The sequence below is a fragment of the Paractinoplanes bogorensis genome (assembly GCF_018829635.1).
Classification (GTDB): Bacteria; Actinomycetota; Actinomycetes; order Mycobacteriales; family Micromonosporaceae; genus Actinoplanes; species Actinoplanes bogorensis.
Genome location: NZ_JAHKKG010000016.1, coordinates 23469 through 49386, shown reverse-complemented (window position 1 = coordinate 49386; position 25918 = coordinate 23469). Strand labels below are relative to the sequence as shown.

Below are 25918 nucleotides of genomic sequence, written 5' to 3'. Positions count from 1 at the left end.
CGGGAGGGCAGGATGGGACGGTGCGGTCGATTTCGCTCCCCGACGTGCCTTACGGCGCTACAGCCGTACGCCCCGGCTGGCCCGACCTCCCCGAGAGCCTCCGCCGGGCGGTCGCGGCCCGTCTCGGCGCCCCCGTCAGCGACGTGCGCAGCGCGGGTGGCGGCTTCACCCGGGCCTTCGCCGCGCTGATCACCACCGCCGACGGTCCGGCCGCGTTCGTCAAGGCGGCGCCGCTGAAGGATCCGACCTCCGAGTGGTACGCCCGTGAGGCCTACATCACGTCCCACCTGCCCGCCGAGGTGGCCGCGCCGAGGCCGCTCTGGACCATGGTCGACAGCGACTATTTCGTGGTGTGCCTCGAACCGGTCGACGGCCACGTGCCCGCCCTGCCGTGGTCACCACCCGAACTGGACGCCGCCCTGACCGCCTGGCGGACGGCGGCCGACGCGCTGGCCACGCCGAGCCGCGAACTGCTCGAGGCCGGCGTGCCGCACCTGCCCGAGATCCTGCGCGGCGAGATGTCCTGGTGGTCCCGCATCGCCGCCGGCCGCGAGCCGATGCCCCGCACGGCCCACGGCACGGTGGCGCCGACCCGGCTCGCCCATCTGACCCGGCTCGAGCAGCAACTGCCCGGGCTGGCCGGCGGCGACGCGCTCATGCACGGCGACCTGCGGATCGACAACCTGATGATCGACCGCTCCGGCCACGCGCGGCTCTGCGACTGGACCTGGCCGGCCCGCGGCGCCGCCTGGTTCGACACGGTGACGCTGCTGGTCACCGTGTTTGCGAGCGGGCTCGACGCGGACTCGTACCTGGACGGCTGGAACGCCCCCACCGAGGGCGTCGACGGTGCCTTGGCTGCGCTGGCCGGATACTGGCTGGTGCGGGCGGACGACGGCCCGAGCAGCGCCTCCCCGCACAGCCGCCAGCACCAGCGGTTCAGTGGCGAGCAGGCGCTGGCCTGGCTGGCCGCCCGCCGAGGCTGGTGACAGGCCGTTTTGGCGGCTCGCGGCGGTGCTGGTAGTCTGGTTCATCGCGTGTGGTGAACAGGCTGTGGTTGACAAATCACGGTGGTGACCACCCCCGCTGTGACCAGTTTCCGAACACCTAGTCAGGACAAGGCTGTCGCGTGGCGAACATCAAGTCCCAGATCAAGCGCAACCGGCAGAACGAGAAGGCCCGGCTGCGCAACAAGTCGGTCAAGTCGTCGCTGAAGACCGTGATCCGCAAGCTCAACGAGGCGAGCACGGCCGGCGACGTGGAGACCGCGACGACGCTGCTGCGTGACGCCTCTCGTCAGCTCGACAAGGCCGCGAGCAAGGGCGTCATCCACAAGAACCAGGCGGCCAACCGCAAGTCGGCCATCGCCAAGCGCGTCTCGGCGCTCTCCGCCTGATCGCACCGGCTCCGACCGGGCATCGCCGGGCCTGACAGGCTCGATGCGGTGCCCGGTTTTGCTGTTCCAGATCAAGACCGTTTCCCCGTACGCCTCCAGGCCGCCCCCCGCCGAGCGCCCCGGGCCGCCCCCCGCCGAGCGCCCCGGGCCGCCCCCGCCGAGCGCCCCGGGCCGCCCACCCCTCTGAAGCCCAACGCGCCCCGCCCACTCAGGCCCGCCGGGCCGCCCCGCTCGGGCCTGCCGCGCCGTCCCGCCCACTCAGGTCCGCCGCGCCGTCCCGCTCGGGCCTGCCGCGCCGTCCCGCCCACTCAGGCCCGCCGCGCCGTCCCGCCCCACTCAGGCCCGCCGCGCCGTCCCGCTCGGGCCTGCCGCGCCGTCCCGCCCCACTCAGGCCCGCCGGGCCGCCCCGCCCCACTCAGGCCCGCCGCGCCGTCCCGCTCGGGCCTGCCGCGCCGTCCCGCCCCACTCGGGCCCGGACGCGCCGCCCGCTCAGCGGCTCAAGCCCGGACGCGCCGGCTCAGAAATCGCCCGCGCGCACGCCATGAGACAGCACCCCACCGCGCCGCCTCAAGCCGCGCCGCTCATCCCTTGGGCGCTGCCCACGTGACCGACTCGCTACGACGCCCGTCCGCTCTCGCCTCGCAGCAGCGCGTGACCGTCAGCCACCTCTCGTAACGACGAGTAGCCGTCAGGCCTCACCCGCCGCAAACGCCCAGCGACCGACGTCACCCACGCCGCCGCTCAGTCCAAGCACCAACCCGAAGCAGCACCCAACCGGCCGACATCACGCGTAGAGCGCCGCGAAGCCGAGCGCCTTATTCGTAACGGCGCGTCGCCGACTGGCGGATCCACTGCTGCTGGGCCTCGGCCCGCTCGGCCCAGGGCCGCATGATCGGCGCACCCCGTTCGCGGCTGATCATGCCCGGGAGCCGGGTGGTCGCCTCGTCCGACGGGCGCACGTGCTCCGCCACCCTGCGACTGGCCATCGCGGCCGCCGGAGCCGGCGCCCGCACCGGCGGAGTCACCGAGCCGGCGATCAGATCGTTGAGCTTCACCATGATCGCGACCGTGGCCGGCAGCACGAGCACGCCCCACCAGCTCACCAGCTCGGCCAAGGCGAGCAGGATGCCCAGCGCCACCGCCCCCTCGAGGAAGACGAAGCAGAGGAACCCGCTCGGCGTCAGATGCTTGAGGCGCAGCATGCGGGCATAGAGCGGCCGGTGCCCCACGAACGCCTCCGGCTCGGGCCTCATCGCGCCCCACCCGAACGACGGGCGGCGGCCACCGCGAACACGGCCTGCTCGAGTGCATAGCCACGATCTTCGGCGCCGCCCTTGACCGCGGCGTTGCAGTCGGCCGCCGCGCGCATGGCGTCGACCAGCCCCTCGGGCGTCCAGCCCCGGCTGCGCTCCTGGGCCCGCTGGATCTTCCACGCGGGCATGCCGAGCGAACTGGCCATCTGGTACGGATTTCCCCGCCCGGCCGAGGCGACCTTGGCCACCGTGCGCACACCGTCGGCGATGGCGTCGGCGATCGGCACCGGATCGACACCCACGTGCAGAGCCCAGCGCAGCGCCTCGAGTGCCCCCGGCACGTCGCCGATCATCGCCGCGTCGGCCACCGTGAAGCCGCTGACCTCGGCCCGGCCCTTGTAGTAGCGGGCCACGACGGCCTCAGTGACCCGCCCGTCGGTGTCGGCGAGCAGCTGTGAGCAGGCCGCCGCTATCTCACGCAGATCGTTGCCGACCGACGCCAGCAGCGCCGACGCGGCCGCCTCGTCGCATTTCCCGCCGTTACGCCGGAACTCGTCACGCACGAACGCGATCCGCTCCCGATCGCCCTTGAGCTTGGCCGCCGGCACCACAGTGGCGCCCGCTGAGCGCAACCCGTCGGCCAGCGCCTTGCCCTTCGCGCCGCCCAGGTGGGTGACGATCAGGGTGACGTCCGGGTCCGGGTTTTTCGCGTACGCCACCAGGGCGGTGATCAGGTCTTTCTTCGCATCCTGCCCACTGCGCAGCACGAGCACGCGCCGCCCGCCGAACAGCGACGGGCTCAACATCTCGGCGATCTCACCGACCATGAGGGTGCCCGCCTCGTATTCCCGCACGTCGGCCCCCGGCTCGGCCGCCCTCGCGTCGTCGACGGCGGCGGTGACCGCACGAGCGGCGAGCAGCTCCTCATCGCCTTGGACGAGCAGCAACGAAGCGGGAGGCGCGGTGTTCACGCCCAACATCGTTGCACGAAGGGCTGACGTTTCCGCGAGCCTCACTCCTTAGCGCCGACTCATGAGTCAGGGAATGCGAAAGCCGACATATCGGCACCCGGCCATGCGCCGAATCGGCCGTTCGCGGCTCGATCAGGCTGGATGTCTGCCCCGCCCGGAACCGCACACCGAACGGCCATCGACCACTGTCGCCCCGGGACCGATGCTGACTGAACGGCTTAACCCGGGCGTGTCGGCAGCTCGGACGGCAGCATCGACCCGACCCAGGCGTCGACCCGGCCGCCCCGGTGCACGAGTCGCTGCCGCAACACGGCCTCGACCCGGAACCCGGCCTTCTCCGCCACCCGCCGCGACGCGTGGTTGCCGACCTCCGCCCGCCACTCGATCAACCCGAGCCCGAGCACCTCGAAGCCCCACCGGCACAGCGCCCGCACCGCCGCCGTGGCCACGCCCCGCCCTCGGGCCGCCGGATCCATCCAGTAGCCGATCTGCCCCGCCCCCGCGCCGTCCAGCCCGAACCCGACCCGCCCCCACCGGGCCGTCCCGCCCGCCTCCGGCTCGACGACGAACTCCGCCCGGCTCCCGTTGTCCCACGCCGCCACCGCCATCTCCCGCACGAAGAACTCCGCGTCGGCGAGCCGGTACGGAATCGGGAGCTGCACATACTTCTGTACCCGCTGGTCCAGCGAGACCTCGTACACCCAGGGAATGTCGCCCTCCTCGAAGGGCCGCAGCCGAATATCCCCCGCCGTGATCGTCTCGCGCTCCATCCCCGCATTGTCGGCCAAGCACACCCGGCCGGTCAGGGCGCCGGCGAACCCCCAGCCGGTCAAGGTGCCGGCGAATCCCCAGCCGGTCAGGGAGTCGGCAGATCCCCAGCCGGTCAAGGCGCTGGCGAATCCCCAGCCGGTCAGGGAGTCGGCAGATCCCCAGCCGGTCAAGGCACCGGCCGATCCGCAACCGGTCAGGGAGCCGGCGGATCCCCGCGCGCGACCACCGCCAACCCACGCCCGCTGGCCACCGCGGCCAGGTCACCCAACTGATCGGTACGCAGCACGCGCGCCCCACCCCGGGCCAGCCGCGCCAGCAGCGGCCCGTTCGGGTGCCCGTAATCGTTGTCCGCCCCGACCGACACCAGCGCCACCGAGGGCCGGATCTCGTCGAGGAACCGCGGCGACTGGTAGCTGCTCCCGTGATGCGCCACCTTCAGGATGTCCGCCCGCACCGCGTCCGCGCCCAGGTGCGCCAGCATGTCGTCCTGTTCCTCGGTCTCGGCGTCACCGGGCAGCAGGATTGTCCGGCCGTCCACTTCGGCTCGCAGCACCAGCGAGTTGTTGTTCGGGTCCGAGTTCGTGCCCCGCAGAGGCTCGACCGGCCCGAGAACCTTCAAGGTCAAATTCCCGCTCCCGTACGCCCACCCGGGCCCCACGCCCAGCACACCGACCCGCCCCGCGGTGGCGGCCACCGACGCTCGTCCGGCCGGCGGGTCGGGCCAGTCCGGACCGACCACGGCGCGGACGTCCCGCCCCCGGAACACGCCCGCCACCCCACCGATGTGGTCGACGTGGAAGTGGCTGACCACGAACAGCACCACCTGCCGGACGCCGAGCCGGCGCAGACAGTGGTCGACCGCGTTCGGTTCGGGCCCGGCGTCGACGACGACCGCGCGACCGGACCCGGCCGGCAGGACGATCGCGTCGCCCTGGCCCACCGCGCACGCCACGATCAGCCAGCCGGGTGGCGGCCAGCCCGGGGCCAGCAGACGCACCGGCAGCGCTCCGAGCACTCCCCCGAGCGCCACCACGGTGACCAGCTTGCGAATCAGCGGGCGCCGCGTGGCGACCAGCAGCCCGACCGTGATCACGGCGAGCAGCAGCGCCCCGGTGAGCCCGCCCGGCCATGGCAGCGCCCCCGCGGGCACCCGGGCGCCGTAGGTTGCGACCAGCACCAGCCACTGCGCCGGCCAGTGCCCGAGCCAGGCGGTGAACTCGGCTCCGGCCGGCCACACCGGCGAGATCACCGCCGACGTCACGCCGAGCAGGGTGGCCGGGGCGATCGCGGGCACGACGAGCAGGTTGGCCGGGATCGCGATGATGCTGATCGTGCCGGACAGCCCGGCGACGACCGGCCCGCAGGCGACCTGCGCAGCCGCCGGCACGGCCAGCGCCTCGGCCGCGCCCGGCGGCCAGCCCCGGCGGCGCAGCCCGTCCCGCCACACCGGCGCGAGCAGCAGCAGACCCGAGGTGGCCAGCACCGACAGCGCGAACCCGACGTCCGACGCCAGTTCGGGGTCGACCACGATCAGCACTGCCACGCCCGCGGCGAGCGCCGGCAGAGCCGCCCGCTTGCGTCCGGAGGCCAGACCGAGCAGCCCGATCGCCCCCATCGCGGCCGCCCGCACCACACTGGGCGACGGCCGGGCCAGAATCACGAACCCGACCAGCGCCACCGCACAGACCAGCGCCGTGACGACCGGCCCGGCCCGGGTCCGCCGCACGGCAAACAACACGACACCCAGGACGATTGCCACATTAGCCCCGGATACCGCGTTCAAATGCGTCATGCCGGTAGTCCGGAAGTCCTCTTCGAGCGCCGGATCGAGCCGGCTCGTGTCTCCCACGACCAGCCCCGGCAGGAGCCCGCCCGGCCGGTCCGGCAACGGCGCACACGCACGCTGCAGCCCGGCCCGCAGCACCCCGGCCGCCCGCTGCGCCCACGACGACCGCCCCACCGGTCGCGGCGCCTCCCGCACCGAGGCCACCACGGCCCGCAGGTCCCCACCACGCGGCGGCAACAGCTTGCCGGTCGCCGTCACCCGCTGCCCCGGCAACAACCCGCGCCACCCCGGATCGCTGCCCAGCACCAGAGCACGCGCCGACAGCCGCAGCGGCGCCGCGTCTTCCGCCCGCACCCCTTTCAGATCAACCGCCACGATGTACATCGGAGGCCCGCCCACCGACCCACGCAGAGCTCGCGGATCATCCCGGACCACCATGTCCAGCCACACCGGATCCCCGGCCCGCACCAGGTCCACGAGCGGCCCGGCCTCCCGAACGCTGACCCGCGCTCCCGTCGCGATCGCCCCGCACGCCACCCCGAGCAGAACAGCCACCCCCACCCACCGCCCCGCCCACGCCCAACGCCCCACCGCAGACCCCGGAACACCCGCCGACCCGGAAGAGCCGACACCACTCGCAGCCGCCGACCCAGCGTTTCGCGCAAAATGGTTTGTCTTCGGGGCCGTTGTGCCGCCTTCGCCAGCTCCTCGCCTCCACAGGCCGGCCTCGTGGAGACCCGCGGCCGCCTGGGCACGGTCCGCCCCGGCCCGGCCGTGCCCGGCGGCCAACCAGGCGACGACCATCGCGGCCAGAATCGCAGCGCCCACGCCGAGCAGGATGCCTACCCGCGCCGACAGGTAGAGGGCGGCCAGCGCCGACAACCACACCGCGACGGCAAAGCCCGCCAACCGAAGGTCAGCGACACTCTTCCGCTCGTCGCCCGAGCGCTGGCCGTCCTTCCGGGGTTGATCCACCCTCCGAGGAGCCGATCCGGAACGTTGACCGCCGCTCAACGAACGCCCGCCCCAACGCACGACGGTTGCTCGCTCCTCCCGGGGGCTGAACGGGCCCCCGCACCCCTCGATGCCCGGTTCGTCGACCAGCGATCGTCGCCGGTGACATCCGCCCGCGGCGCACGATGTCTGAGCAGGTCCGCACGGCGCTTCCAGCACGCCGACCGGCGGCCAAGCTGGGCTCTCATACGGTGACCAGGTCTTTGAGTTGCTCGTAGCGCGCGTCGCCGATGCCGTCGACCTTGCGCAGGTCGGTGACGGCCTTGAAGCCGCCTTGGGCGTCGCGGGCGTCGAGGATGCGCTGGGCCAGCACCGGTCCCACGCCGGGCAGGCCGTCCAGGTCGGCGAGCGTGGCGGTGTTGAGGTTGACCAGTCCACCGGCACCGGGTGCTCCACCCGCGGGCGCGGCCGGACCGGTCGGGAGCACCACGCCCGGTGGCGGAGTGACCCCGACCATGATGAGTTCGCCGTCGACCACCTTGCGGGCGAGGTTGAGCACGGCGACGTCCACCCCCGGTTCGGCGCCCCCGGCCGCGGTGAGCGCGTCGGCCACCCGAGCACCCGGGGCCAGGCGCACCAGTCCCGGCTTGCGCACCTTGCCCCCGACCGCGACCACCACCTCACTGGCCGCGGACGCCGAACCACGAACGCTCACCGGCGCGTCGCCGTCGGCACTGCTGGTCGTCTCGATCGCATCCAGCGGCCCCGGCGCCACCGCGTCGACCTGGGGCCGGGCCCGCCAGGCGAGCACGGCCGCGATCACAATGACGACAGCCGCCACCGCAGCCAGCGCGCGAACTCCGCGCCGCCCCGGGTCGAACGCCCCCATCCCGAACCGCCGCCCACCGTCATCCGCCCCACCGAACGCCCCGGCCGAACTGAGCTGCTCCTCCGGCTCAGGCAGACTCGACGAGGTGGCCGAGAACCGATCGTGGTCCGGATCGAACACGTAACTCTCCGAGGGCGGCTCAGTAAACCGATCGGTCGCGTCCGGCAACACCCACCCCGGCGGCGGCAAGGGCCGCTGACCAGGCAACACAGTCGACGGCACCGGCCGCTGACCGGGCACGGCGGCCCGGACACCGTCAGCCGCCGACCGAAACGAATCACCCTCAGGCATCACATCGCTCCCCCGCGGAAATGACTCGGCCGCGCGCGTCACCCCGGCCCCCGACGAAAACGGCTCACCCGCAGGCAACACCCCGGCCTCCAACGGAAACGGCTCACCCGCAGGCAACACCCCGGCCTCCGACGGAAACGGCTCGGCGGCCGGCAACACGTCGGCGAGGTGCGAGCTCCGAAGATCGGTGACGGGATGTGCCCCGGTAGCGGCCCTCAGGGCGGCCGCCGAAGACTGCGACACCACCTGCGGCCCTGCCCCAGCCAGGGCTGCAGACGGAAATGACCCGACCTGCTCTCCCGTAGGGCGCGGAGGCGCTCCCGTCGAGCGCGGAGGCGCTCCCGTCGGACGCGGGGGCGCTCCCGTCGAGCGCGGAGGCACTCCCGTCGGACGCGGAGGCACTCCCGTCGAGCGCGGAGGCACTCCCGCCGGACGCGGGACGGAAGCCGCCCGGGTGGTGGCAGCGGACCGATCAAGCGCACCCAGCGGAACCGAAGCCTGCGGCAAGGTCGTGACAGTAGGCAAAGCAGGAGCACCCAGTGCGGTAGTAATGGTCGGCGCGCCGCTCACACCCGGCCCACGATCCGCGAACGGCCCAGCACCTACGCCGGACACGGTGGCAACGGTCGGCGCCGCGCTCACACCCGGCCCACGATCCGCGAGCAGCGCAGCACTCAAGTCCGGCGCGGCGACAACGCCCGACGCACGGTCTGCGAGCGGCGCAGCACTCAAGTCCGGCGCGGCGACAACGCCCGGCCCACGATCCGCGAGCAACGCAGCACTTAAGTCCGGCGCGGCGACAACGCCCGACGCCACACCCGACGCACGATCCGCGAGCAGCGCAGCTGCCCGCCTCGGGGCGCCGGACGCGACCGACGCAGACGGGGCGCTCGGCTCGATGCCCGACACGTCGGTCAGAGCCGGGTCCGGCGTAGGTCTCGCAGCCGGCGGCGTGGCCCACGGGGTGCCCGGCCGATAAGGATCCGCGGCCGCCGACGAGCGGCCAGCCGGAGGACTGGAAGCCGCAACCACCTCGGGTGGGTGAAACCCGGCGCTGGGCGCCGCCTCCAGGTCCACGTCGTCGGGCCAGCCCGGAATGATGTCGGACCACTCCAACGGGTCACCCACCTCAGCCAGCCCGGCCAGCCCCGAGGCATAGGAGGCCGAGGACGGCCCAGCGGCGTAGGAGGCGGAGGACGGCCCAGCGGAGTAGGAGGCCGAGGACGGCCCAGCGGTGTAGGAGGCCGACGGCCCAACCGGCCCGGAGGCGTAGGAGGCCGGGCCGGGGGCAGCGGAAGCAGCCGGGTAGGTGAAGGATGGGTCAGGGCGCGGAGCGGCCGATGCCGGCAGGTCGCGTACCGAACCTGCCAGCACCGACCGCAGCCTCTGCGCCGCGGCGTCGTCGGTGGATTTCCGCTCTCGCACGCCGACGAAGCTAGGCGTTTCCGCGCCGACGAGTTCCGAGCCCTGTGGACAGAGGTGCATTGTGGATAACCCGGCGATCATGCCGGCGTGTGCAAGCGCCACCGTCGTGGAGCGTCTGCGTGCGGCTGGCTGTGTCTTCGCCGAAGACGAGGCGGCGATCATCGAAGCCACCGCGACAGACGCTGAGCACCGGGATCGCATGGTCGAGCGCCGGGCGGGCGGCGAGCCCCTCGAGCAGGTCGTCGGGCACGCCGATTTCGCCGGTGTCCGCGTCCGGCTGCGGCCCGGCGTCTTCGTCCCCCGGGTGCGCAGCGAGCTGCTCGTCCGGGTCGCCGCCGAGCACGACCCGAAGGTTCTGGTCGACCTCTGTTGCGGTTCGGGCGCGCTCGGCCTGGCCGTCCGCCACCGGCGTCCGGGCATCGAACTGCACGCCGCCGACCTGGACCCGGTGGCCACCGCCTGCGCCCGCGACAACGGCATCGCCGACGTGCACACCGGTGACCTCTACGACGCTCTCCCGAGCACGCTCCAAAACCGGGTCGACGTCCTGATCGCCAACGTTCCCTATGTCGCCACCGACCACATCCCGTTCCTGCCGGCCGAGGCCCGCGACCACGAACCCCGCATGGCCCTCGACGGCGGCCCCGACGGTCTTGATATCTTTCGCCGGGTCGCCGGGAGCGCTCCCACCTGGCTGGCAAAGGGCGGCATCCTGCTCTCCGAGATCACCGAGGCGCAGGCCGGAGAGGCGATCGCCGCGACCGCCCGGTCGGGTCTGGACGCTGAGGTCATCTACGACGAAGATCTCGATGCGCGAGTGGTCCGGGCGACGGTCCGGAAGAGCTGAGGAAGAGGCGTACGGGGTGGGCCTGCTGCGACGCTACGCCCGGGCCAGGCTGGCCGCCCAGGTGATGCGCGACCTGCGCCGGGCCGGTTTCGAGACGGTCCGCTACGACGCCCGCACCTTTCAGGTCCGATACACCACAAATGTCCAGATCGAACCGGAGTTCCTGGAGCTCACGCCGCTGCTGACGCAACCCCGGAAGGGTCGGCGGAAGCGCATCCATGCGTACGTCGCCGGCCTCACCCCCGATCCGGTCCCGGCGACCTGGCCGATCGCGCAACCTCTGCTGCGCCCGGTGCTGCGCGGCACCACCCCGGGCAACTCGCTGCGCCGGCCAGCGATGCCCTACCTGTACGAATACGTCGTCATCGACCATCCCGAGGCGATGACCTACGTGACCGAAGATCAACTGCGTTCCTGGTCCGTACGCCCCCACGAGGTTTTCGCCGCCGCCCGCGCCAACCTCGAGGCCGTCACCCTGCACGGCACCCCGACCGAGGTCATCCGCTTCGTCGACGACGGCGACGCCTACTGGGTCTCGCACCTGCTCCTCGAGCACTGGCTGGAACGACTCGACCCGCAGGTCGGCGGCTCACCGGTCGCGTTCGCCCCGGAGCGCGGCACCCTGCTGATCACCTCGGCCGGCAGCCCGCATCTCCCGGCCCTGTTCGCCCAGGCCGAGGAGCTCTACGCCCGGTCGCCCCGCCCGATCACCCCGATGGCGTACGTCAGCGACGACCAGGGGTGCACGGTGCATCTCACAGCCGGACCCGGCAATCCGTTGCACCACGCCGTCCAGCGCGCCGAGCGCATCCTGGCCGTCCAGGAGTACACCCGCCAGGCCGCCCACCTCACCGAGCCGACGGCCGGGATCGAACTGGTCGGCGACGACGACACGGGCTGGCGCACCCGGGCCGTCTGGGACGAGAAATCCCTGCTCCCGCGGGCCGACGAGGTGCAGATCGGCGACCGTACGCTCCCCTGGCCCGAGCTCGCCCCGAGCCTGATCCCCGCCGAAGGCCCCGACCCGGTCCGTTACAAAAAGGCTTAGGCGCGCCGGTGCACGACGATCCCGGCCACGCCCGGCCCCACGTGCGCCGCGACGACCGCCCCGATCTCGGTGATGTAGCAGTCCCGCAGCCGGTCCCCCAGCCGCATGATCACCTGATCGGCCAGGGCGGCCGCCCGGTCCGGGGCCTGCAGATGGTGCACGGCAATGTCGACAGCACCCTCGCCGGAGGCTTCCACGGCCAGATCGACCAGCTTGGCGAGCGCCCGCCCGGCCGTACGGACCCGATCTTTGACCACGATCGCCCCGTCGACCACGTGCAGGATCGGCTTGACCGACAGGGCCGTGCCGAGCAGCGCCGACGCCGCCCCGATCCGCCCGCCCCGCCGCAAGAACTCGAGCGTGTCGACGTAGAAGAGCGTGCTCACCCGCTCCGCGTTCTCGACGGCTTCCCGGCGTACGGAAACCAGGTCTTGACCTTGACGGGCCGCGGCGGACGCGGCCAGGGCGGCGAACCCGAGCCCCATCCCCGTCGTGTGGCTGTCGACCACCTCGACCCGCGACCCGAACTCGGCCGCGGCCAGCTCGGCCGCCTCGTGGGTGCCGGAGAGCCGGGACGAGAGATGGACCGAGACGATGCCGTCGGCGCCGCCGTCGAGCAGTTCGCGATAGGCCGCCGCGAACTGGGCCGGGGCCGGCCGCGAGGTGCTCACCGCGGCCCGGCGTTCGCCCAGGGCCCGAGCCACTTCGGCCGGCTGGATCTCGATGCCTTCGAGCCCGTCGGCGCCGTTGATGATCACCGTGAGGGGCACGACGGTCAGCTCATACGAGCCGCGGAGTTCGGCGGGCAGGTACGCGGTGGAGTCGGTGACGACCGCGACGGGCATGCGGGCACGGTAGCCGATCAGAAGCCCAGGTGAGCGCGGGGGTCACCCCTTCTTGACCGACACCACCACGAACGGCACGCCCTGCTGGCAGGTCGACATCATGCCCGGCTGGGACTGACCCGAGACGGTGACCGTGCTGCCCACGACCGCGTCGGCCCGCATCGCCGCGTCGTCGAAGATCAGCAGGTGGGAGCCGGTGCCGTCGGTGAGGACGAGGCAGTTGGGTTCGACCCCGGCGGTCACCGTGCCGGTGATGGTCTGGCCGCCGGCGTTGGGCCGGCCGGTCGGCTCACCGGCCGGGCCGCTGGTCTTGGCCGACGGCACGGGCAGGTCGACCACGTCGGACGCCGAGGCGGAGGGCGCGGGCGCCGAGGCGGCCCCGGTGTCGGACGCGTTGTTGGCACAGCCGGCCGTGACCAGCAGAAGGAGCAGAACGGCGGGAACGGTACGAGTCACCATGATGGCTTGGACGCTACCGGATCATCGACGGTTCCCTCGTCAGGCCGATCAGACGGGGGGCGGCACCGGCCGGTCGCTGAACGGCCCGACGTTGTAGGCCGCGACCTGCCAGCCCCGCTTGTCGTCGCGGGTCAGCTCGACCCAGTGGCAGTTCTGCAGGGCGCGCAGCGTGCGCAGCTGCTCGAGCGGCCAGCCGAGCAGGTGACCGATGCCCTGCCGGGCGGCGGCCCCGTGCGTCGCGACCACGACCGTGCCCCCGGCGGGCGCCAGTGCGGCCGCGTCACGCAGCGCGTCGGCGACCCGTTGGCCCAGCTCGTCGAGGGTTTCGACGTCGCCGCCGACCTCTTGCCCGGCGGTCCAGCGGGCGTGCTGGTCGGGGTGCAGCTGGGCGACCTCGGGCATGGTGAGGCCCTGCCAGGCACCGAAGTAGCGCTCGCGCAGCCGCTTGTCGTAGCCGATCGACAGCCCGGTCAGCGCGCCCAGCGCGGCCGCGGTGTCGGACGCCCGCTTGAGGTCGCTCGACACCAGCGCGTCGGGTTTCAGCTTGACCAGGATCTCGGCGGCGTCGACGGCCTGCTGACGGCCGAGCGCGTTGAGCGCGACGTCGGTCTGCCCCTGGACGCGGTTGGACGCGTTCCAGTCGGTGTTGCCGTGCCGCCAGACGATGAGTCGGCTGAGGCTCACGACGCGTCGGCCTCGACCATGTCACGGTCGACGAACGGGATGGTCGGGCAGTCTTTCCACAGCTTGTCGAGGGCGTAGAACTCGCGCTCCTCGGCGTGCTGGATGTGGACGACGATGTCGACGTAGTCGAGCAGCACCCACCGGCCCTGACGCTCGCCCTCACGGCGCACAGGCTTCGCCTTTTCCGGCAGGTTGAGCAGTGCTTCCTCGATGGCGTCGACGATCGAGGAAACCTGGCGCTCGTTGGACGCGGAGGCGATCACGAAGGCGTCGGTGATGTAGAGCTGGTCTCCGACATCGATCACGACGATGTCTTGCGCTTTCTTGTCGGCGGCGGCCTGTGCGGCCGTCATCGCCAGTTCAAGCGCGCGTTCGCTGACGGGCAAGAGTGGCCTCTCGTTGGAGGGTTGGTGCATCAAGCCTCTCACACAGGTGGGACATTTCCCGACCCCCGATAGAGGCCCCGCTTCGCGATGTATTGCACGACACCGTCGGGCACCAGATACCACACGGGCTGACCGGCCGCCACGCGGTCGCGGCAGGCCGTCGAGGAGATCGCCATGGCCGGCACCTCGACCAGCGTGACGCTGTCTTCCGGCAGGTGGTCGGAGGTGAGCTCGAACCCGGGCCGGGTCACGCCCACGAAGTGTGCCGCGGCCAGCATCTCGAGCGCGTCCTTCCAGCTCAGGATGCGGTTGAGCGCGTCCGCGCCGGTGATGAAGAAGAGCGCGGCGTCGGCGCCGAAGACCGCCCGCATGTCACGCAGGGTGTCGATGGTGTAGGTGGGGCCGTCGCGGTCGATGTCGGCCCGGCTGACGTGGAAGCGCGGGTTGGAGGCCGTCGCGATGACCGTCATCAGGTAACGGTCCTCGGCCGGCGAGACCCGGCCCTTCTCGTACGGCTGACCGGTCGGCACGAAGACGACCTCGTCCAGGTCGAAGCGCGCCTGCACCTCGCTGGCGGCCACCAGGTGACCGTGATGGATGGGGTCGAACGTCCCACCCATGATGCCTATCCGCCTTGTTGGCACGAAACGAGCATAGATCAACTGCGGGCGGCCAGCGCACGCCGCAGATCGTCGTCGGCGTCCAGCACCACCCGGCGCAGGATCGGGTCGAGATCGTCGTCGGCCAGCAGGCGCGCGGCCAGCTCACGGGTCTCCGGCTCGACCATCACGTCGGGGTAGGCGGCCGTGGCCGTACGCTCGGCGCTCATCCCGGTGCGGATCCGCAGCATGGCCGGCATCTCGGCGAAGTACCGGGCCACATAGGGCCGCACCAGGTCGAGCTGCTCGGCCTGCCAGAAGCCGGAGGCGGTCATCTCGACCAGCCGGTTGGACAGCGTGGCGTCGGAGATGATCGCCGCCCACGCGGCCGCCTTGGCCTCCGCGTCCGGGCGGGCGGCCCGGCACCGGGCGGCCCACTGCTCGCCGGTGGCGCTGCGGTCGCGCTCGAACTCGGCGTCGATCACCTCGGGACCGGCCGCGCCCAGCACGGCCAGCCGATAGACGATCAGCCAGCGCAGATCGTCGTCGACGGCCAGCCCCGGCGGCACCTCGCGACCGGCCAGCCAGTCGCCCAGGCGGGCGGTGTCGACGGTGGCGCCGATCAGTCCGCGGGCCGCGGCCAGCTGGCGCGATCCCCCCGGCTCGGAGGCGGCGAGCAGGCGGTCGGCGGCCTGCGCGACCAGTTCCAGCGCGGCCGGGCGGGTCTCCGGGGTCGAGTAGCGGTCGACCAGGCTGCGGGTGGCCCGCAGCACGTCCTCGACGATCACCACCTCGGACTCGGCCGGCAGCGCGGCCAGGGCCAGCGTGACCAGCTCGGCGACCGGGCGTTCACCGTCGACGACCGCGTCCAGCGTGGCCGCCCAGAGCACGGCGCGGGCCAGCGAGTCGCCGAGCAGCGGCAGCATGACCGGCACGGCGGCGTTCGACTCGTCGTCGAGCCGGATCTTCGCGTACGTCAGGTCGCCGTCGTTGAGCAGCAGCAGGTCGGCCACCGGTTCACCGGTCAGCTCGGGCACCTCGGTCCGGCCGGTGGCGTCGACCTCGACCTCGACCAGCTTGCGGCGCGCGACCGTGCCGTCGGGCCGGCGGTCCCACAGGCCGATGCCCAGGTGGTGCGGTCGCAGCGTCGGGAAGGCGTCGGGCGCGCTCTGCTCGATGACCACCGAGGTGTAGCGGGAGCCGTCCGAAGTGACAGCGGACCGCAGCGTGTTGACCTGGGCCCGGCGCAGCCACACGTCGGCCCAGGCGGTCAGGTCGCGCCCGCTCGACTCGGAGAGCGCGCTCAGCAGGTCGGCCAGCGTGGCGTTGCCGTAGGCGTGGGCCGCGAAGTGCGCGTTCACCCCGGCCCGGAACGCCTCGTCGCCCACCCAGGCGACCAGCTGGCGGAGCACGGCCGCGCCCTTGGCGTACGAGATGCCGTCGAAGTTGAGCAGCGCCTGGTCGGTGTCGGTGACCTCGGCCGGCGCCACCGGGTGGGTCGACGGGTGCTGGTCGGCGCGCAGGCCCCACGCCTTGCGCTGCATCGCGAAGGTCGTCCACGTGCCGGTGTAGCGGGTGGCCTCGGCCGCGATCCGGGTGCCCATGTACTCGGCGAACGACTCGTTCAGCCACAGATCGTCCCACCAGGCCATGGTCACCAGGTCGCCGAACCACATGTGGGCCATCTCGTGGGCGATCACGGTGGCCCGGTGCTCGCGCTCGCTCTCGGTGACCGCCGACCGGTAGATGAACTCGTCGCGGAAGACGACCAGACCCGGATACTCCATGGCGCCGAAGTTGAACTCGGGCGCGAACGCCTGCTGGTAGTGGCCGAACGGGTACCGGATGTCGAAGATCTCGTGGTAGCGGTCGAGACACTGCTTGGTGATCTCGAAGATCTCGGGCGCCTCGGCCTCGAGTTCGGCGGCCAGCGCGGCCCGGGCGTAGAGGGCCAGCGGGATGCCGTCGTGGGTGTCGGTGACCTCGTGGTAAGGCCCGGCGATCAGCGAGCACAGATAGGTCGAGATCGGCTTGGTCGCGGCGAACTCCCACCGCCCGTCCCGGCCGGACACCAGTGGTCCGTTCGCGGCCACCCGCCAGCTCCCGGGCGCGGTCACGCTGATCCGGAACGACGCCTTGAGGTCGGGCTGGTCGAACGCGGGCAGGATCCGGCCGGCGTTGTTGATGAACATGTGCTGATAGACGTACACCGAACCGTCGGCCGGGTCGACGTACCGGTGCAGGCCCTCGCCGGTGTTCGAGTAGCGCATGACCGCCTCGACCGCGAGCTCGTTCGACGCGGCCAGGCCGGTCAGCTCGATCCGGCCGTCGACCAGCGCCGACTCCGGCAGCGGCGACCCGTTGAGCGTCATCTTGACCACCGACACCGGCTCGAACTCGAGGAAGGTCGACGAGCCCTCCCGCGCGCCGAACCGCACCACCGTCCGGGAACCGAAGGTCTCGCCCCCGGTGGTCAGGTCGAGATCGACCTCGTACTCCTGGACATCGACGGTGGCGGCCCGGGCGGTGGCCTCGGCGCGGGTCAAGCTAGGCATGCGCTCCATCATCCGATACGCGCCGGACCGCTGCTATCGTGGGTTCCATGCGCATCGCGAACCTTGCCTGGTGGCTGCCCTGACGGGCGGCTCACCCCACGCGCATCCACACTTCGCGGCCGCCCCTTCCCGGGCGGCCGTTGTCATGTCCCGGGAGAGGCAGCCCTCATCCTCGGGAGAAGAAATGACACGCCGTCTCACCGGTTTCCAGCCCACCGGCCACCTGCACCTCGGCAACCTCATCGGAGCCATGCGCCCGCTGGTGGCGGCTCAGGACAGACCCTCGATCGCCATGATCGCCGACCTGCACGCATTAACCCTGGAGCACGACCCTTCCCGCGTACGCGAGAACACCCTCACAGTCGCAACGGTGCTGCTCGCGGCGGGTGTCGACCCGTCCCGTACCGCGATCATCGCCAACTCCCAGATCCCCGAGCACACCGAGCTGCACTACCTGCTGGAATGCGTCACCGGCTACGGCGAGGCGGCCCGCATGATCCAGTTCAAGGAGAAGTCGGCCGGCGGGGGCAACGTCCGGCTCAGCCTGCTCACCTACCCCGTGCTGATGGCGGCCGACATCCTCGTCCACGACATCGACCAGGTGCCGGTCGGCGACGATCAGAGCCAGCATCTCGAGCTCGCCCGCACGATCGCCACCCGGTTCAACGCGCGCTACGGCCCGGCCTTCACCGTCCCCGAGGGGATTCGCCCGGAGTCGGCCGCCCGGATCATGGACCTGAGCGATCCGGTCCGCAAGATGAGCAAGAGCGCGCCGTCGGCCGCGGGCCGGATCGGGCTGCTCGATCCGCCCGAGACGATCCGCCGGGTGATCTCCCGCGCGGTCACCGACACGGTGGGCGTCGTGCGCTACGACCGGGAGGCGCAGCCCGGCGTCAGCAATCTGCTCGACATCCTGCGCGCCTGCACCGATCGCGAGCCGGGTGAGTTCACGTCCTACGGCGCGCTGAAAAGGGAGGTCACGGACGCGGTCGAGGCGGTGCTGGCGCCGATCCGGGCCCGGTATGCCGAGCTGTCCGAAGACCCTTCCCACGTACGCGAGATTCTGGCCAAGGGGCGTGCGTCGGTGCAGCCGCGAGCAGCTGAGACCGTACGCCGCACCCGGGAGGCCATCGGTCTACTGAACTAACGCCGCCAGCCGCTTCGTGAACCAGGCACCGGAACGGTCGTACCCCGAGGACTGGAACAGGGCGATCGCCGCGGGTGACTCGGCCCCCGCCGTGAGGCGGACGACGGGCCGGCCCTCGGCGAGCGCCTCCTCCTCGATCGCGACGATCAGCTGCCGGGCGATGCCGCGACCCCGGAAGGCCGGTCGCACGTAGAGACGGTTCAGCTCGGCCACGCCCGCCTCGGGCACCGGCTGCCAGGCGGCACAGGCCACGGCCCGGCCGTCGACGACCGCGACGAAGTACGCGGCCCGGTCGTCCGGCACGAAGTCCTGGCCGCCCTCGTGCTGCTGGGCCGCGACGAGGGCGGCCAGCTCGGGGTCCAGGGCGGGCCTGGCTTCGATCATCACGAGGTGACCTTAGGCACCCACCCTTTCCGGATGGTTGCGTGAAGCTGGCCTACGCCCTATTCGTCGGTGTCGTCCTCATCGGTAACCAGGACCGGCCGGTGGGCGTTCGACACGGTCGTGACCGTTCCGTCGGCCGCCATGTGCAGCAGCTCGTCGTCGGAGCGCACCCGGCGCGACTTGCGCGCGGCGAGGCGATCGGCCGCCGACGGACGCTGGTTCTCCTCTTCCAGGCGGGAGTCGGAGCCGCGCGGGCCCGACACGTATTCGCCCGCGTTGGGCTGCCAGTCGAACTCGCGCTCACCGATGCGCACCGGGTCGCCGGCCTTCGCACCCTTCTTGCCGAGCGCCTCCTCGACGCCGAGCCGGTCGAGCCGGTCGGCCAGGAAGCCCACGGCCTCGTCGTTGTCGAAGTTCGTCTGCCGCACCCAGCGCTCGACCTTGGTGCCGCGCACCACGAAGACGCCCTCGTCGTCCTGCTCGATCGTGAAGCCGGCCTCGTCGACGGCCCGCGGGCGCACCACGACCCGGCTGGGCTCGGGCGCGGGCTTCTCGAGCCGGTGCTGCGCGACCGTCTCGGCCAGCGCGAAGACGAGCTCCTTGAGGCCCTCGCGGGTGATCGCGCTGACCTCGAACACGCGGTAGCCGCGGGCCTCGAGGTCGGGCCGCACCATCTCGGCCAGGTCGCGCCCGTCCGGGATGTCGATCTTGTTGAGCACGACCAGCCGCGGGCGCTCCTCGAGACCGCCGTACGCCGCCAGCTCGGCCTCGATCGCGTCGAGGTCGGCCAGCGGGTCCCGCTCGATCTCGGGCGTCGCCGCGTCGAGCACGTGCACCAGCACCGAGGTGCGCTCGATGTGCCGCAGGAACTGCATGCCCAGGCCCTTGCCGGTGGCCGCGCCCGGGATCAGGCCGGGCACGTCGGCCACGGTGAAGGTCTGGTCGCCCGCCTGCACCACGCCGAGGTTGGGCACCAGGGTGGTGAACGGGTAGTCGGCGATCTTGGGCTTGGCCGCCGAGATGACCGAGATCAGCGACGACTTGCCGGCCGACGGGAAGCCGACCAGGCCGACGTCGGCCACGCTCTTGAGCTCGAGCACGGCGTCGAGCTGGTCGCCCGGCTCGCCCAGTTCGGCGAAGCCCGGCACCTTGCGGCGGGTGTTGGCCAGCGAGGCGTTGCCGCGGCCGCCGCGGCCGCCGCGGGCCACCTCATAGGTGGTGCCGGCGCCGATCAGGTCGGCCAGCACCTCGCCGTCGGCGGTCTGCACGACCGTGCCGTCGGGAACCTTGAGCACGAGGTCTTTGCCGTTCGCGCCGTCGCGGTTGGCGCCCGCGCCACCGCCGCCGTTGGAGGCCTTGATGTGCGGGTGGAAGTGGAAGTCGAGCAGCGTGTGCAGCTGAGGGTCGACGACCAGGGTGACCCCACCGCCGTGCCCACCGTTGCCGCCGTCGGGGCCGCCGAGCGGCTTGAACTTCTCGCGGCGCACCGAGACGCAGCCGTGCCCGCCGTCACCGGCCTGCAGGTGCAGCACGACGCGGTCTACGAACGTGGTCACTGCTCACTCCTAGAGGAAAAACAAAGCGGGCCACGGACCCGGAGGTCCGCGGCCCGCTTGAAAGCAAACTTACTCCGCTGACGGAACGATGCTGACGGTCTTGCGACCGCGCTTCGTGCCGAACAGCACGTTGCCGTTCGCCAGGGCGAACAGCGTGTCGTCGCCGCCACGGCCGACCAGGTCGCCCGGGTGGAACTTCGTGCCGCGCTGGCGGATCAGGATCTCGCCGGCGCTGACCAGCTGGCCACCGAAGCGCTTGACACCGAGCCGCTGGGCGGCGGAGTCACGACCGTTGCGGGAGCTGGATGCACCCTTTTTGTGAGCCATGAGTGGTCCTACTTCCCGCTCTTGATGCCGGTGACCTTGATCTTCGTCAGCGGCTGACGGTGCCCCTGGCGCTTGTGGTAACCGGTCTTGTTCTTGAACTTGTGGATCCGGATCTTCGGACCCTTGGTGTGCTCGGCGATCTCGCCGGACACCGTCACGTTGGCAAGCTTGGCCGCGTCGGTCACCAGGTTGTCACCGTCGACGAGGAGGATCGCGGCGAGCTTGAGCGCATCGCCGGGCGCACCCGCGAGCTTCTCGACCTCGATCACGTCGCCCTCGGCAACCTTGTACTGCTTGCCGCCGGTCTTGACGATCGCGTACATCGGACGCGGACTCCCTGAGACTTACGCAGCGACAATCGCTGCTTGGCGGATGGAGCTGGGCTCTCGGCTCTCGCCCGACTCGAACCCGGGCCTGCACGAGAACACGACGCCTGGAAAAGCGCCGTTGGAAAGCGTACTTCATGACGAGGCCCGATCCCAAACCGGGGCCGCGTGCGGGGCCGCAACAGATGCAGGTCAGGCCTTGCCGCAGGCCTTGTCCAGTTTAACGGCGAACGCGTCCATCTTCTCGGTGTCCAGCTTGCCGACATCGCCCTTGAGCGCCTTGACCTGCGCACTCATGTCGGTCAAGGCCTTCTTGAGGGGCGCGTCGGTGGTGAGCCCGGCCATGTCGGCCAGCGCATAGGAGAAGCTGTTCACGTCGCGGGCCGACTTGTCGGCGGCCGCCTTCTTGGCCGCGGCGTCCTTGCTCGCGTTGTCGATCTTCAGCTTCTGGTTGGCCACGAACTGCTCGCCGAAGGTCGTGCGGGCCCGCTGAGCCTGAGCGCAGATGGCCTTGGTGTTGCCGCTCAGCGCGGCGTCGGCGGCCGCCGCGACAGACGGGTCCGGCGGGTTGAGCGGCGACGCCGTGGCGCCCACAGCGCCGGCGGACGGGTTCGCGGCGGCGGCATCGGTCGCGTCGTCGGAGGAGCAGGCGGCCGTCAGGGCGAGCAGGCCCAGGGCGGCACACACGGCGAGGCCGTGACGCGGGGAGAAGCGGTGCATGGGGGGTCGGTCTCCTCGGGGGAAGGCTGATCGATCCCGAGAGGGTAACCGACATCACGACGAGAGCGGTCCGGTCAGTTAACTTTCTTTACCGAACCGCTCCCCATCGATCAGTCGTCAGGGACGCGTACGCCGCCGGGCCCCGCCCCGCCGCGAACGCCGGCGCCCACCGGCACCCGCGCCCACCGGCTCGTCGTCGCCCTCGTCGTCCTCGTCCTCGTCGTCGGCCGCGTCCGGGTCGTCGGCCCCGGTGAGCCGCAGCGGCTCCGGATCCGCCGGCGGGGCCACGGGCTCCGACTCGTAACGCGACAGGTCGTAGCCGCTGATGTCGTAGTCGTCATCGGCCGTGTCGGCCTTGGTCACCACAGCGCGGCCCGTGACGATGCCCGACCCGGCCACCGGCGGCAGCCCCGCGGTCTCGGCCGCCGGGTCGTCCCCATCGGGCCGGACCGTCTCGGGCTGAGCGATCTCGGGCTGAGCGGTCTCGGGCTGAGCGGGCGGCGCGACTTCGAGCGCCTCGGACGGTGCCTCGGCAACGGGGTCACCGCCACCGCCACCACGACGGCGCCGCGACTTGCTGCTCGCCGGCTGCTGCTGGGCGGCCGGAGCCGACTCGGTCCGCGCAGGCGCCGCGGCGACCGCCTTGACCTGGTTGCCGGCGCCACCGTTGGAGCCGCCGTTGGTCCGCTTCTCGGGCACCGGCTCGGTGTGGATCATCACGCCGCGGCCCTTGCAGTGGTCACAGGTCTCGCTGAACGCCTCGAGCAGGCCCGACCCGATCCGCTTGCGGGTCATCTGCACCAGACCCAGCGAGGTGATCTCGGTGACCTGGTGCTTGGTGCGGTCGCGGCCCAGGCACTCGGTGAGCCGCCGCAGCACCAGCTCGCGGTTGCTCTCGAGCACCATGTCGATGAAGTCGATGACCACGATGCCGCCGAGGTCCCGCAGCCGCAGCTGCCGGACGATCTCCTCCGCCGCCTCGAGGTTGTTGCGGGTCACCGTCTCCTCGAGGTTGCCGCCGGCCCCGGTGTACTTACCGGTGTTGACGTCGACCACGGTCATCGCCTCGGTGCGGTCGAAGACCAGGTGGCCGCCCGAGGGCAGGAACACCTTGCGGTCCAGGCCCTTGAGGATCTGCTCGTCGATGCGCTTGTCGGCGAAGACGTCCCCGGTGCCCGTGTAGCGGTGCATGCGCTCGAGCAGGTCAGGCGACACGGAGTTCAGATAGTTCTCGAGTTCCCCGTACGCCGAGTCGCCCTGCACGATGAGCTCACGGAAGTCCTCGTTGAACAGGTCCCGCACGACCCGGATGACCAGGTCGGGCTCCTCCGAGAGGGCGACCGGCGCGTGGCCCTCGGCCGACTTGCGCTGGATCTCCTCCCACTGCGCCTGCAGCCGCTTGACGTCGCGGGCCAGATCGTCCTCGCTGGCGCCCTCGGCCGCCGTCCGCACGATCACGCCGGCGCCGTCCGGCACGAGCTTCTTCAGCACGTCCCGCAGGCGCTTGCGCTCGGTGTCGGGCAGCTTGCGGCTGATCCCGGACGCGTTGCCGTTCGGCACGTAGACCAGGTGGCGGCCGCTGAGCGCGATGTGGCTGCTCAGCCGGGCGCCCTTGTGCCCGATCGGGTCCTTGGTCACCTGCACCAGCACCGAGTCGCCGGAGCGCAGCGCCTGCTCGATCGAGCGGGCCCGGCCCTCGAGCCCGGTCGCGTCCCAGTTGACCTCGCCGGCGTAGAGCACCGCGTTGCGGCCCCGGCCGATGTCGACGAACGCCGCCTCCATGCTCGGCAGCACGTTCTGCACCTTGCCGAGGTAGACGTTGCCGACCATCGTGCCGGACGTGCTGCGCGACACGTAGTGCTCGACCAGGATGCCGTCTTCCATCACGGCGATCTGGGTCCGGTCGGGCTTCTGCCGTACGACCATCACCCGGTCGACCGCCTCACGACGGGCCAGGAACTCCGACTCGCTCAGGATCGGCGGACGGGTCCGGCGCTGCTCGCGGCCGTCGCGGCGGCGCTGGCGCTTGGCCTCGAGCCGGGTCGAGCCGGAGACGCCCTGCACCTCGTCGGTCCGCCGGGGCTCGCGCACCCGGACGACGGTGTGCACGCCGTCCTCGATGCCGCCGGTCTCGGCGTCACCGCTCGAGCCCTTGCGACGCCGGCGCCGGCGGCGGCGGGTCACGCCCTCGCCGTCGTCGGACTCCTCGTCGTCCTCGGACTCCTCATCGGCCGACGCCTCGGCGCCGTCCTCGGCTTCGTCCTGCTCGCCGTCCTCGGCGGGACCCTTGCCCCGGCCGCGGCCACGGCGGCCCCGACGGCGGCGCCGGCGACCCGCGGCGCCGTCCTCGTCGTCCTCGTTCTCGTCGTCGACGCCGTCCTCGACGTCGTCCGCGCTCTCGTCGGTCTCGTCGACCGGCTCCTCGATCGGCGGAGCGGTCACCTCGGCGGCGGCCGGCTCGGCGTCGTCGGCCGCACCGCGGCGGCGGCGACGGCTGCGCCGGGTGGTCTCGGCCGGTTCCTCGACGGCGACCGGCAGTTCGGCGACCCCGGCCTCGGCCTCGGTGACGGCCGGAGTCTCGGCCGGGGTCTCGGCGGCCACCGCGGGCACGGCGGCGGCACCGCGGCGGGTGCGCCGGGCCGGCGGGGGCGGGGTGGCCTCGGTCGGGTCGGGCGGCATGAACAGCACGGCCGGCGGCAGGGCCGCGGCACGGCGTCCCCGGCGCGGGGCCGGCGTCTCCTCGACGAAGTCGGTGTCGAGCGGGATGACCCCGATGATCGGGGTGCCTTCGGCGTCCGGTTCCTCGACGGCCGGCTCCTCGCCCTCGACCAGGGCCTCGACCCGGACCGGCTCGGCCGGAGTCTCGGCGACCGCCGGGGCGTCCGCGGCAACCGGGACTTCCGCGACGGCTGGGGCTTCCGCGACGGCTGGGGCTTCCGCGACGGCTGGGGTCTCGGCGACCGCCGGCTCCTCCGCCGCCACGGCGGGGGCCGCCTTCTTCCGGCGGGCCCGGGTCGCCTTGACCGGCGGTGCCGCCTCCGCGGAAGCGGCGTTCTCAGCGGCCACAGCCGCCTCGGCATCCTCCGGCGTCACGGCGGGAGCAGCCGCCGGCACGGCCTTACGCCGGCTGCGGGTCGCCTTCTTGGCGGGCACCGGCGCCTCGTCGGCCGCCGGGTCGGACGAACCCGGGGCGGCGTCGGCGGCCGGCTCGGCACCGGACGTGTCGGCCGGAGCCTCGGCCGCGGGTGCCGCGGCCTTGCGTCGCGGTGCACGCGTGCGGCGCGCAGGGGTGGTGACGGCGGCGGTCTCGGGCGGAGTGGTTCCGCCCGCTTCACCGCCCTGTTCTCCCGAGGTGTCTCGGGGCTCGTTATCGAGCATGGGGCGCTCTCCAGTTCTGGCGGCCCCGGGCGCGTTTGAGCGCTGCCACGCAGGGTCGCCGCAAGTTTTTCGGTCCCGCCGAATGAACGGACGGGCTGCCGAAGTCTGTCAACGGGCGCCGGCTGCCGCTGGCGCCCGCCGATGAAGCAGTCCTTACCCCGGAAGGGCCGGCTCGCGATCCGCGTCCAACGGATCGACGATCTCCCCCTGCGCGGTGAGCGTGCCCTGGGCCAGCCGGGTCACCCTCGCGGGCACCGGCGGCTCCAGGCCCGCCGCCACGCGCAGGCCGGAAAGGACGTCATCGGGACGTACGGCGGGCGTCACCAGTCGTACGACAAGGTCGATTATCGCACACGGTGCGCCGTCCGCCTCGGAAGGTCGGCCGGACTGCTCCACGACAGCGATGCTCGTCACTGCCTGCCGGGCGTCGAACGAGCGCCGGCCCTGCTTCGTCATGCGCTCGACCAGCACTTCGTCGAGTTCGGTGAAGGCTTTGACGGCGGCTGCGGCGTCGGCCGGATCGACCGAAGGAAGTTCCACGAGCCAGTGCGAGGCGTCGATCCGGTCGGCCAGGCTGCCCGTCCCGGCCACCACCGCGTCGACGATGTCGAGCCCCGGGGAGAGCGCGGCGTCGAGCGCGATACGCAGATCGGCCGGGTCGACCTCGCGCTGCAGACCGATCTCCAGGTATTCCGCCTCGCTGCCGACACCGGTGGGCGCCGCACTCGCGTACGAAATCTTGGGGTGGGGGGTGAAGCCCTGCGAGTAGGCGATGGGCACACCGGCCCGCTGCAGACCCCGCTCGAACGCGCGGGCGAAGTCACGATGCGAGGTGAAGCGCAGCGGGCCCCGCTTGGCGTAGCGGATGCGGATGCGCTGGACGACCGGGGCCTGACCGCCGACGGGCTGATTCTTGGCCAT

General features: G+C 72.2%; 22 protein-coding genes and 1 pseudogene. 5 read left to right on the top strand and 18 right to left on the bottom strand.

Features of this window, described 5'->3' with window-relative positions; all coding sequences use genetic code 11:
• Positions 1-20 precede the first annotated feature (20 nt).
• Together KOI35_RS40150 and rpsT are read left to right on the top strand one after the other, a co-directional pair.
• A complete protein-coding gene (locus KOI35_RS40150) occupies positions 21-989 on the top strand; it encodes a phosphotransferase family protein (RefSeq protein ID WP_215794755.1) in 969 nt (322 codons plus the stop codon).
• A 140-nt stretch (positions 990-1129) separates the two neighbouring features.
• Positions 1130-1396: a 30S ribosomal protein S20 gene (gene rpsT, locus KOI35_RS40145; RefSeq protein WP_215794753.1), complete on the top strand. Its 267-nt coding sequence runs from the start codon at positions 1130-1132 to the stop codon at positions 1394-1396.
• An 815-nt stretch (positions 1397-2211) separates the two neighbouring features.
• Here the strand turns inward: rpsT and KOI35_RS48035 are convergent.
• From KOI35_RS48035 to KOI35_RS40120, 5 genes and pseudogenes are all read right to left on the bottom strand, one after another.
• On the bottom strand, positions 2212-2649 hold the full coding sequence (locus KOI35_RS48035) for a hypothetical protein (RefSeq protein WP_246614578.1): 438 nt from the start codon (positions 2647-2649) through the stop codon (positions 2212-2214).
• Positions 2646-3629, bottom strand: coding sequence for a DNA polymerase III subunit delta (holA, locus tag KOI35_RS40135; protein WP_215794751.1), 984 nt, complete (start codon positions 3627-3629; stop codon positions 2646-2648). The genes KOI35_RS48035 and holA overlap by 4 nt, the downstream gene beginning before the upstream one ends.
• 209 nt (positions 3630-3838) lie before the next feature.
• Positions 3839-4507, bottom strand: coding sequence for a GNAT family N-acetyltransferase (locus KOI35_RS40130; RefSeq protein ID WP_215794748.1), 669 nt, complete (start codon positions 4505-4507; stop codon positions 3839-3841).
• Between the two features lie 77 nt (positions 4508-4584).
• A pseudogene (locus KOI35_RS40125) lies at positions 4585-6822 on the bottom strand (ComEC/Rec2 family competence protein); the annotation flags it as partial.
• A 553-nt stretch (positions 6823-7375) separates the two neighbouring features.
• Positions 7376-8140 carry a ComEA family DNA-binding protein gene (locus tag KOI35_RS40120; protein WP_438870652.1) on the bottom strand — a complete coding sequence of 255 codons (765 nt, stop codon included), beginning with the start codon at positions 8138-8140 and terminating at the stop codon, positions 7376-7378.
• A gap of 1702 nt (positions 8141-9842) precedes the next feature.
• Here KOI35_RS40120 and KOI35_RS40115 point away from each other — a divergent pair.
• Together KOI35_RS40115 and KOI35_RS40110 are read left to right on the top strand one after the other, a co-directional pair.
• A complete protein-coding gene (locus KOI35_RS40115) occupies positions 9843-10583 on the top strand; it encodes a putative protein N(5)-glutamine methyltransferase (RefSeq protein WP_308121365.1) in 741 nt (246 codons plus the stop codon).
• Entirely contained in the window at positions 10546-11631 is a 1086-nt protein-coding gene (locus KOI35_RS40110) for a DUF1444 domain-containing protein (protein WP_246614577.1), read from the top strand. The genes KOI35_RS40115 and KOI35_RS40110 overlap by 38 nt, the downstream gene beginning before the upstream one ends.
• On the opposite strand, the gene KOI35_RS40105 is transcribed toward KOI35_RS40110, so the two are convergent.
• The 6 genes from KOI35_RS40105 to pepN are packed head-to-tail and all read right to left on the bottom strand — an operon-like array spanning position 11628 to position 17159.
• Positions 11628-12476, bottom strand: coding sequence for a DegV family protein (locus tag KOI35_RS40105; RefSeq protein WP_215794740.1), 849 nt, complete (start codon positions 12474-12476; stop codon positions 11628-11630). The genes KOI35_RS40110 and KOI35_RS40105 overlap by 4 nt on opposite strands.
• A 42-nt stretch (positions 12477-12518) precedes the next feature.
• A complete protein-coding gene (locus KOI35_RS40100; RefSeq protein WP_215794738.1) occupies positions 12519-12935 on the bottom strand; it encodes a hypothetical protein in 417 nt (138 codons plus the stop codon).
• 48 nt (positions 12936-12983) lie between these two features.
• Complete coding sequence (locus KOI35_RS40095) at positions 12984-13619, bottom strand: histidine phosphatase family protein (protein WP_215794736.1); 636 nt, start codon at positions 13617-13619, stop codon at positions 12984-12986.
• A complete protein-coding gene (gene rsfS, locus KOI35_RS40090) occupies positions 13616-14005 on the bottom strand; it encodes a ribosome silencing factor (protein ID WP_215794734.1) in 390 nt (129 codons plus the stop codon). Before rsfS ends, KOI35_RS40095 begins: the two co-directional genes overlap by 4 nt.
• Before the next feature lie 38 nt (positions 14006-14043).
• Positions 14044-14649 carry a nicotinate-nucleotide adenylyltransferase gene (gene nadD, locus KOI35_RS40085; RefSeq protein WP_308121364.1) on the bottom strand — a complete coding sequence of 202 codons (606 nt, stop codon included), beginning with the start codon at positions 14647-14649 and terminating at the stop codon, positions 14044-14046.
• Between the two features lie 14 nt (positions 14650-14663).
• Complete coding sequence (gene pepN, locus KOI35_RS40080) at positions 14664-17159, bottom strand: aminopeptidase N (RefSeq protein WP_215794731.1); 2496 nt, start codon at positions 17157-17159, stop codon at positions 14664-14666.
• 184 nt (positions 17160-17343) lie between these two features.
• Between pepN and trpS the strand changes: the two genes are divergently transcribed.
• The gene (trpS, locus tag KOI35_RS40075; RefSeq protein WP_215794729.1) at positions 17344-18306 is read left to right on the top strand and encodes a tryptophan--tRNA ligase; all 963 of its coding nucleotides are present in this window, start codon (positions 17344-17346) and stop codon (positions 18304-18306) included.
• Here the strand turns inward: trpS and KOI35_RS40070 are convergent.
• From KOI35_RS40070 to KOI35_RS40040, 7 genes are all read right to left on the bottom strand, one after another.
• Positions 18295-18690: a GNAT family N-acetyltransferase gene (locus KOI35_RS40070; protein ID WP_246614576.1), complete on the bottom strand. Its 396-nt coding sequence runs from the start codon at positions 18688-18690 to the stop codon at positions 18295-18297. The genes trpS and KOI35_RS40070 overlap by 12 nt on opposite strands.
• 59 nt (positions 18691-18749) lie before the next feature.
• The gene (obgE, locus tag KOI35_RS40065; RefSeq protein WP_215794725.1) at positions 18750-20246 is read right to left on the bottom strand and encodes a GTPase ObgE; all 1497 of its coding nucleotides are present in this window, start codon (positions 20244-20246) and stop codon (positions 18750-18752) included.
• A 69-nt stretch (positions 20247-20315) separates the two neighbouring features.
• Entirely contained in the window at positions 20316-20573 is a 258-nt protein-coding gene (rpmA, locus tag KOI35_RS40060; RefSeq protein WP_215794723.1) for a 50S ribosomal protein L27, read from the bottom strand.
• An 8-nt stretch (positions 20574-20581) separates the two neighbouring features.
• The gene (rplU, locus tag KOI35_RS40055) at positions 20582-20896 is read right to left on the bottom strand and encodes a 50S ribosomal protein L21 (RefSeq protein ID WP_215794721.1); all 315 of its coding nucleotides are present in this window, start codon (positions 20894-20896) and stop codon (positions 20582-20584) included.
• 195 nt (positions 20897-21091) lie between these two features.
• Positions 21092-21619: a hypothetical protein gene (locus KOI35_RS40050; RefSeq protein ID WP_215794718.1), complete on the bottom strand. Its 528-nt coding sequence runs from the start codon at positions 21617-21619 to the stop codon at positions 21092-21094.
• A 117-nt stretch (positions 21620-21736) separates the two neighbouring features.
• Positions 21737-24997 carry an Rne/Rng family ribonuclease gene (locus KOI35_RS40045; protein ID WP_246614575.1) on the bottom strand — a complete coding sequence of 1087 codons (3261 nt, stop codon included), beginning with the start codon at positions 24995-24997 and terminating at the stop codon, positions 21737-21739.
• Positions 24998-25150: 153 nt separating this feature from the next.
• Positions 25151-25918, bottom strand: a complete 768-nt coding sequence (locus KOI35_RS40040) for a TIGR03936 family radical SAM-associated protein (RefSeq protein ID WP_215794715.1) — start codon at positions 25916-25918, stop codon at positions 25151-25153.

What these genes read in the sequence shown, in the direction of transcription:
- KOI35_RS40070 (WP_246614576.1), bottom strand. Translation starts at nt 18,690, where the DNA reads ATGATCGAAGCCAGGCCCGCCCTGGACCCCGAGCTGGCCGCCCTCGTC.
- KOI35_RS48035 (WP_246614578.1), bottom strand. Translation starts at nt 2,649, where the DNA reads ATGAGGCCCGAGCCGGAGGCGTTCGTGGGGCACCGGCCGCTCTATGCC.
- KOI35_RS40045 (WP_246614575.1), bottom strand. Translation starts at nt 24,997, where the DNA reads ATGCTCGATAACGAGCCCCGAGACACCTCGGGAGAACAGGGCGGTGAA.
- KOI35_RS40110 (WP_246614577.1), top strand. Translation starts at nt 10,546, where the DNA reads ATGCGCGAGTGGTCCGGGCGACGGTCCGGAAGAGCTGAGGAAGAGGCG.
- KOI35_RS40050 (WP_215794718.1), bottom strand. Translation starts at nt 21,619, where the DNA reads ATGCACCGCTTCTCCCCGCGTCACGGCCTCGCCGTGTGTGCCGCCCTG.
- rplU (WP_215794721.1), bottom strand. Translation starts at nt 20,896, where the DNA reads ATGTACGCGATCGTCAAGACCGGCGGCAAGCAGTACAAGGTTGCCGAG.
- rpmA (WP_215794723.1), bottom strand. Translation starts at nt 20,573, where the DNA reads ATGGCTCACAAAAAGGGTGCATCCAGCTCCCGCAACGGTCGTGACTCC.
- holA (WP_215794751.1), bottom strand. Translation starts at nt 3,629, where the DNA reads ATGTTGGGCGTGAACACCGCGCCTCCCGCTTCGTTGCTGCTCGTCCAA.
- KOI35_RS40105 (WP_215794740.1), bottom strand. Translation starts at nt 12,476, where the DNA reads ATGCCCGTCGCGGTCGTCACCGACTCCACCGCGTACCTGCCCGCCGAA.
- trpS (WP_215794729.1), top strand. Translation starts at nt 17,344, where the DNA reads ATGACACGCCGTCTCACCGGTTTCCAGCCCACCGGCCACCTGCACCTC.
- KOI35_RS40100 (WP_215794738.1), bottom strand. Translation starts at nt 12,935, where the DNA reads ATGGTGACTCGTACCGTTCCCGCCGTTCTGCTCCTTCTGCTGGTCACG.
- pepN (WP_215794731.1), bottom strand. Translation starts at nt 17,159, where the DNA reads ATGCCTAGCTTGACCCGCGCCGAGGCCACCGCCCGGGCCGCCACCGTC.
- KOI35_RS40040 (WP_215794715.1), bottom strand. Translation starts at nt 25,918, where the DNA reads ATGGCCAAGAATCAGCCCGTCGGCGGTCAGGCCCCGGTCGTCCAGCGC.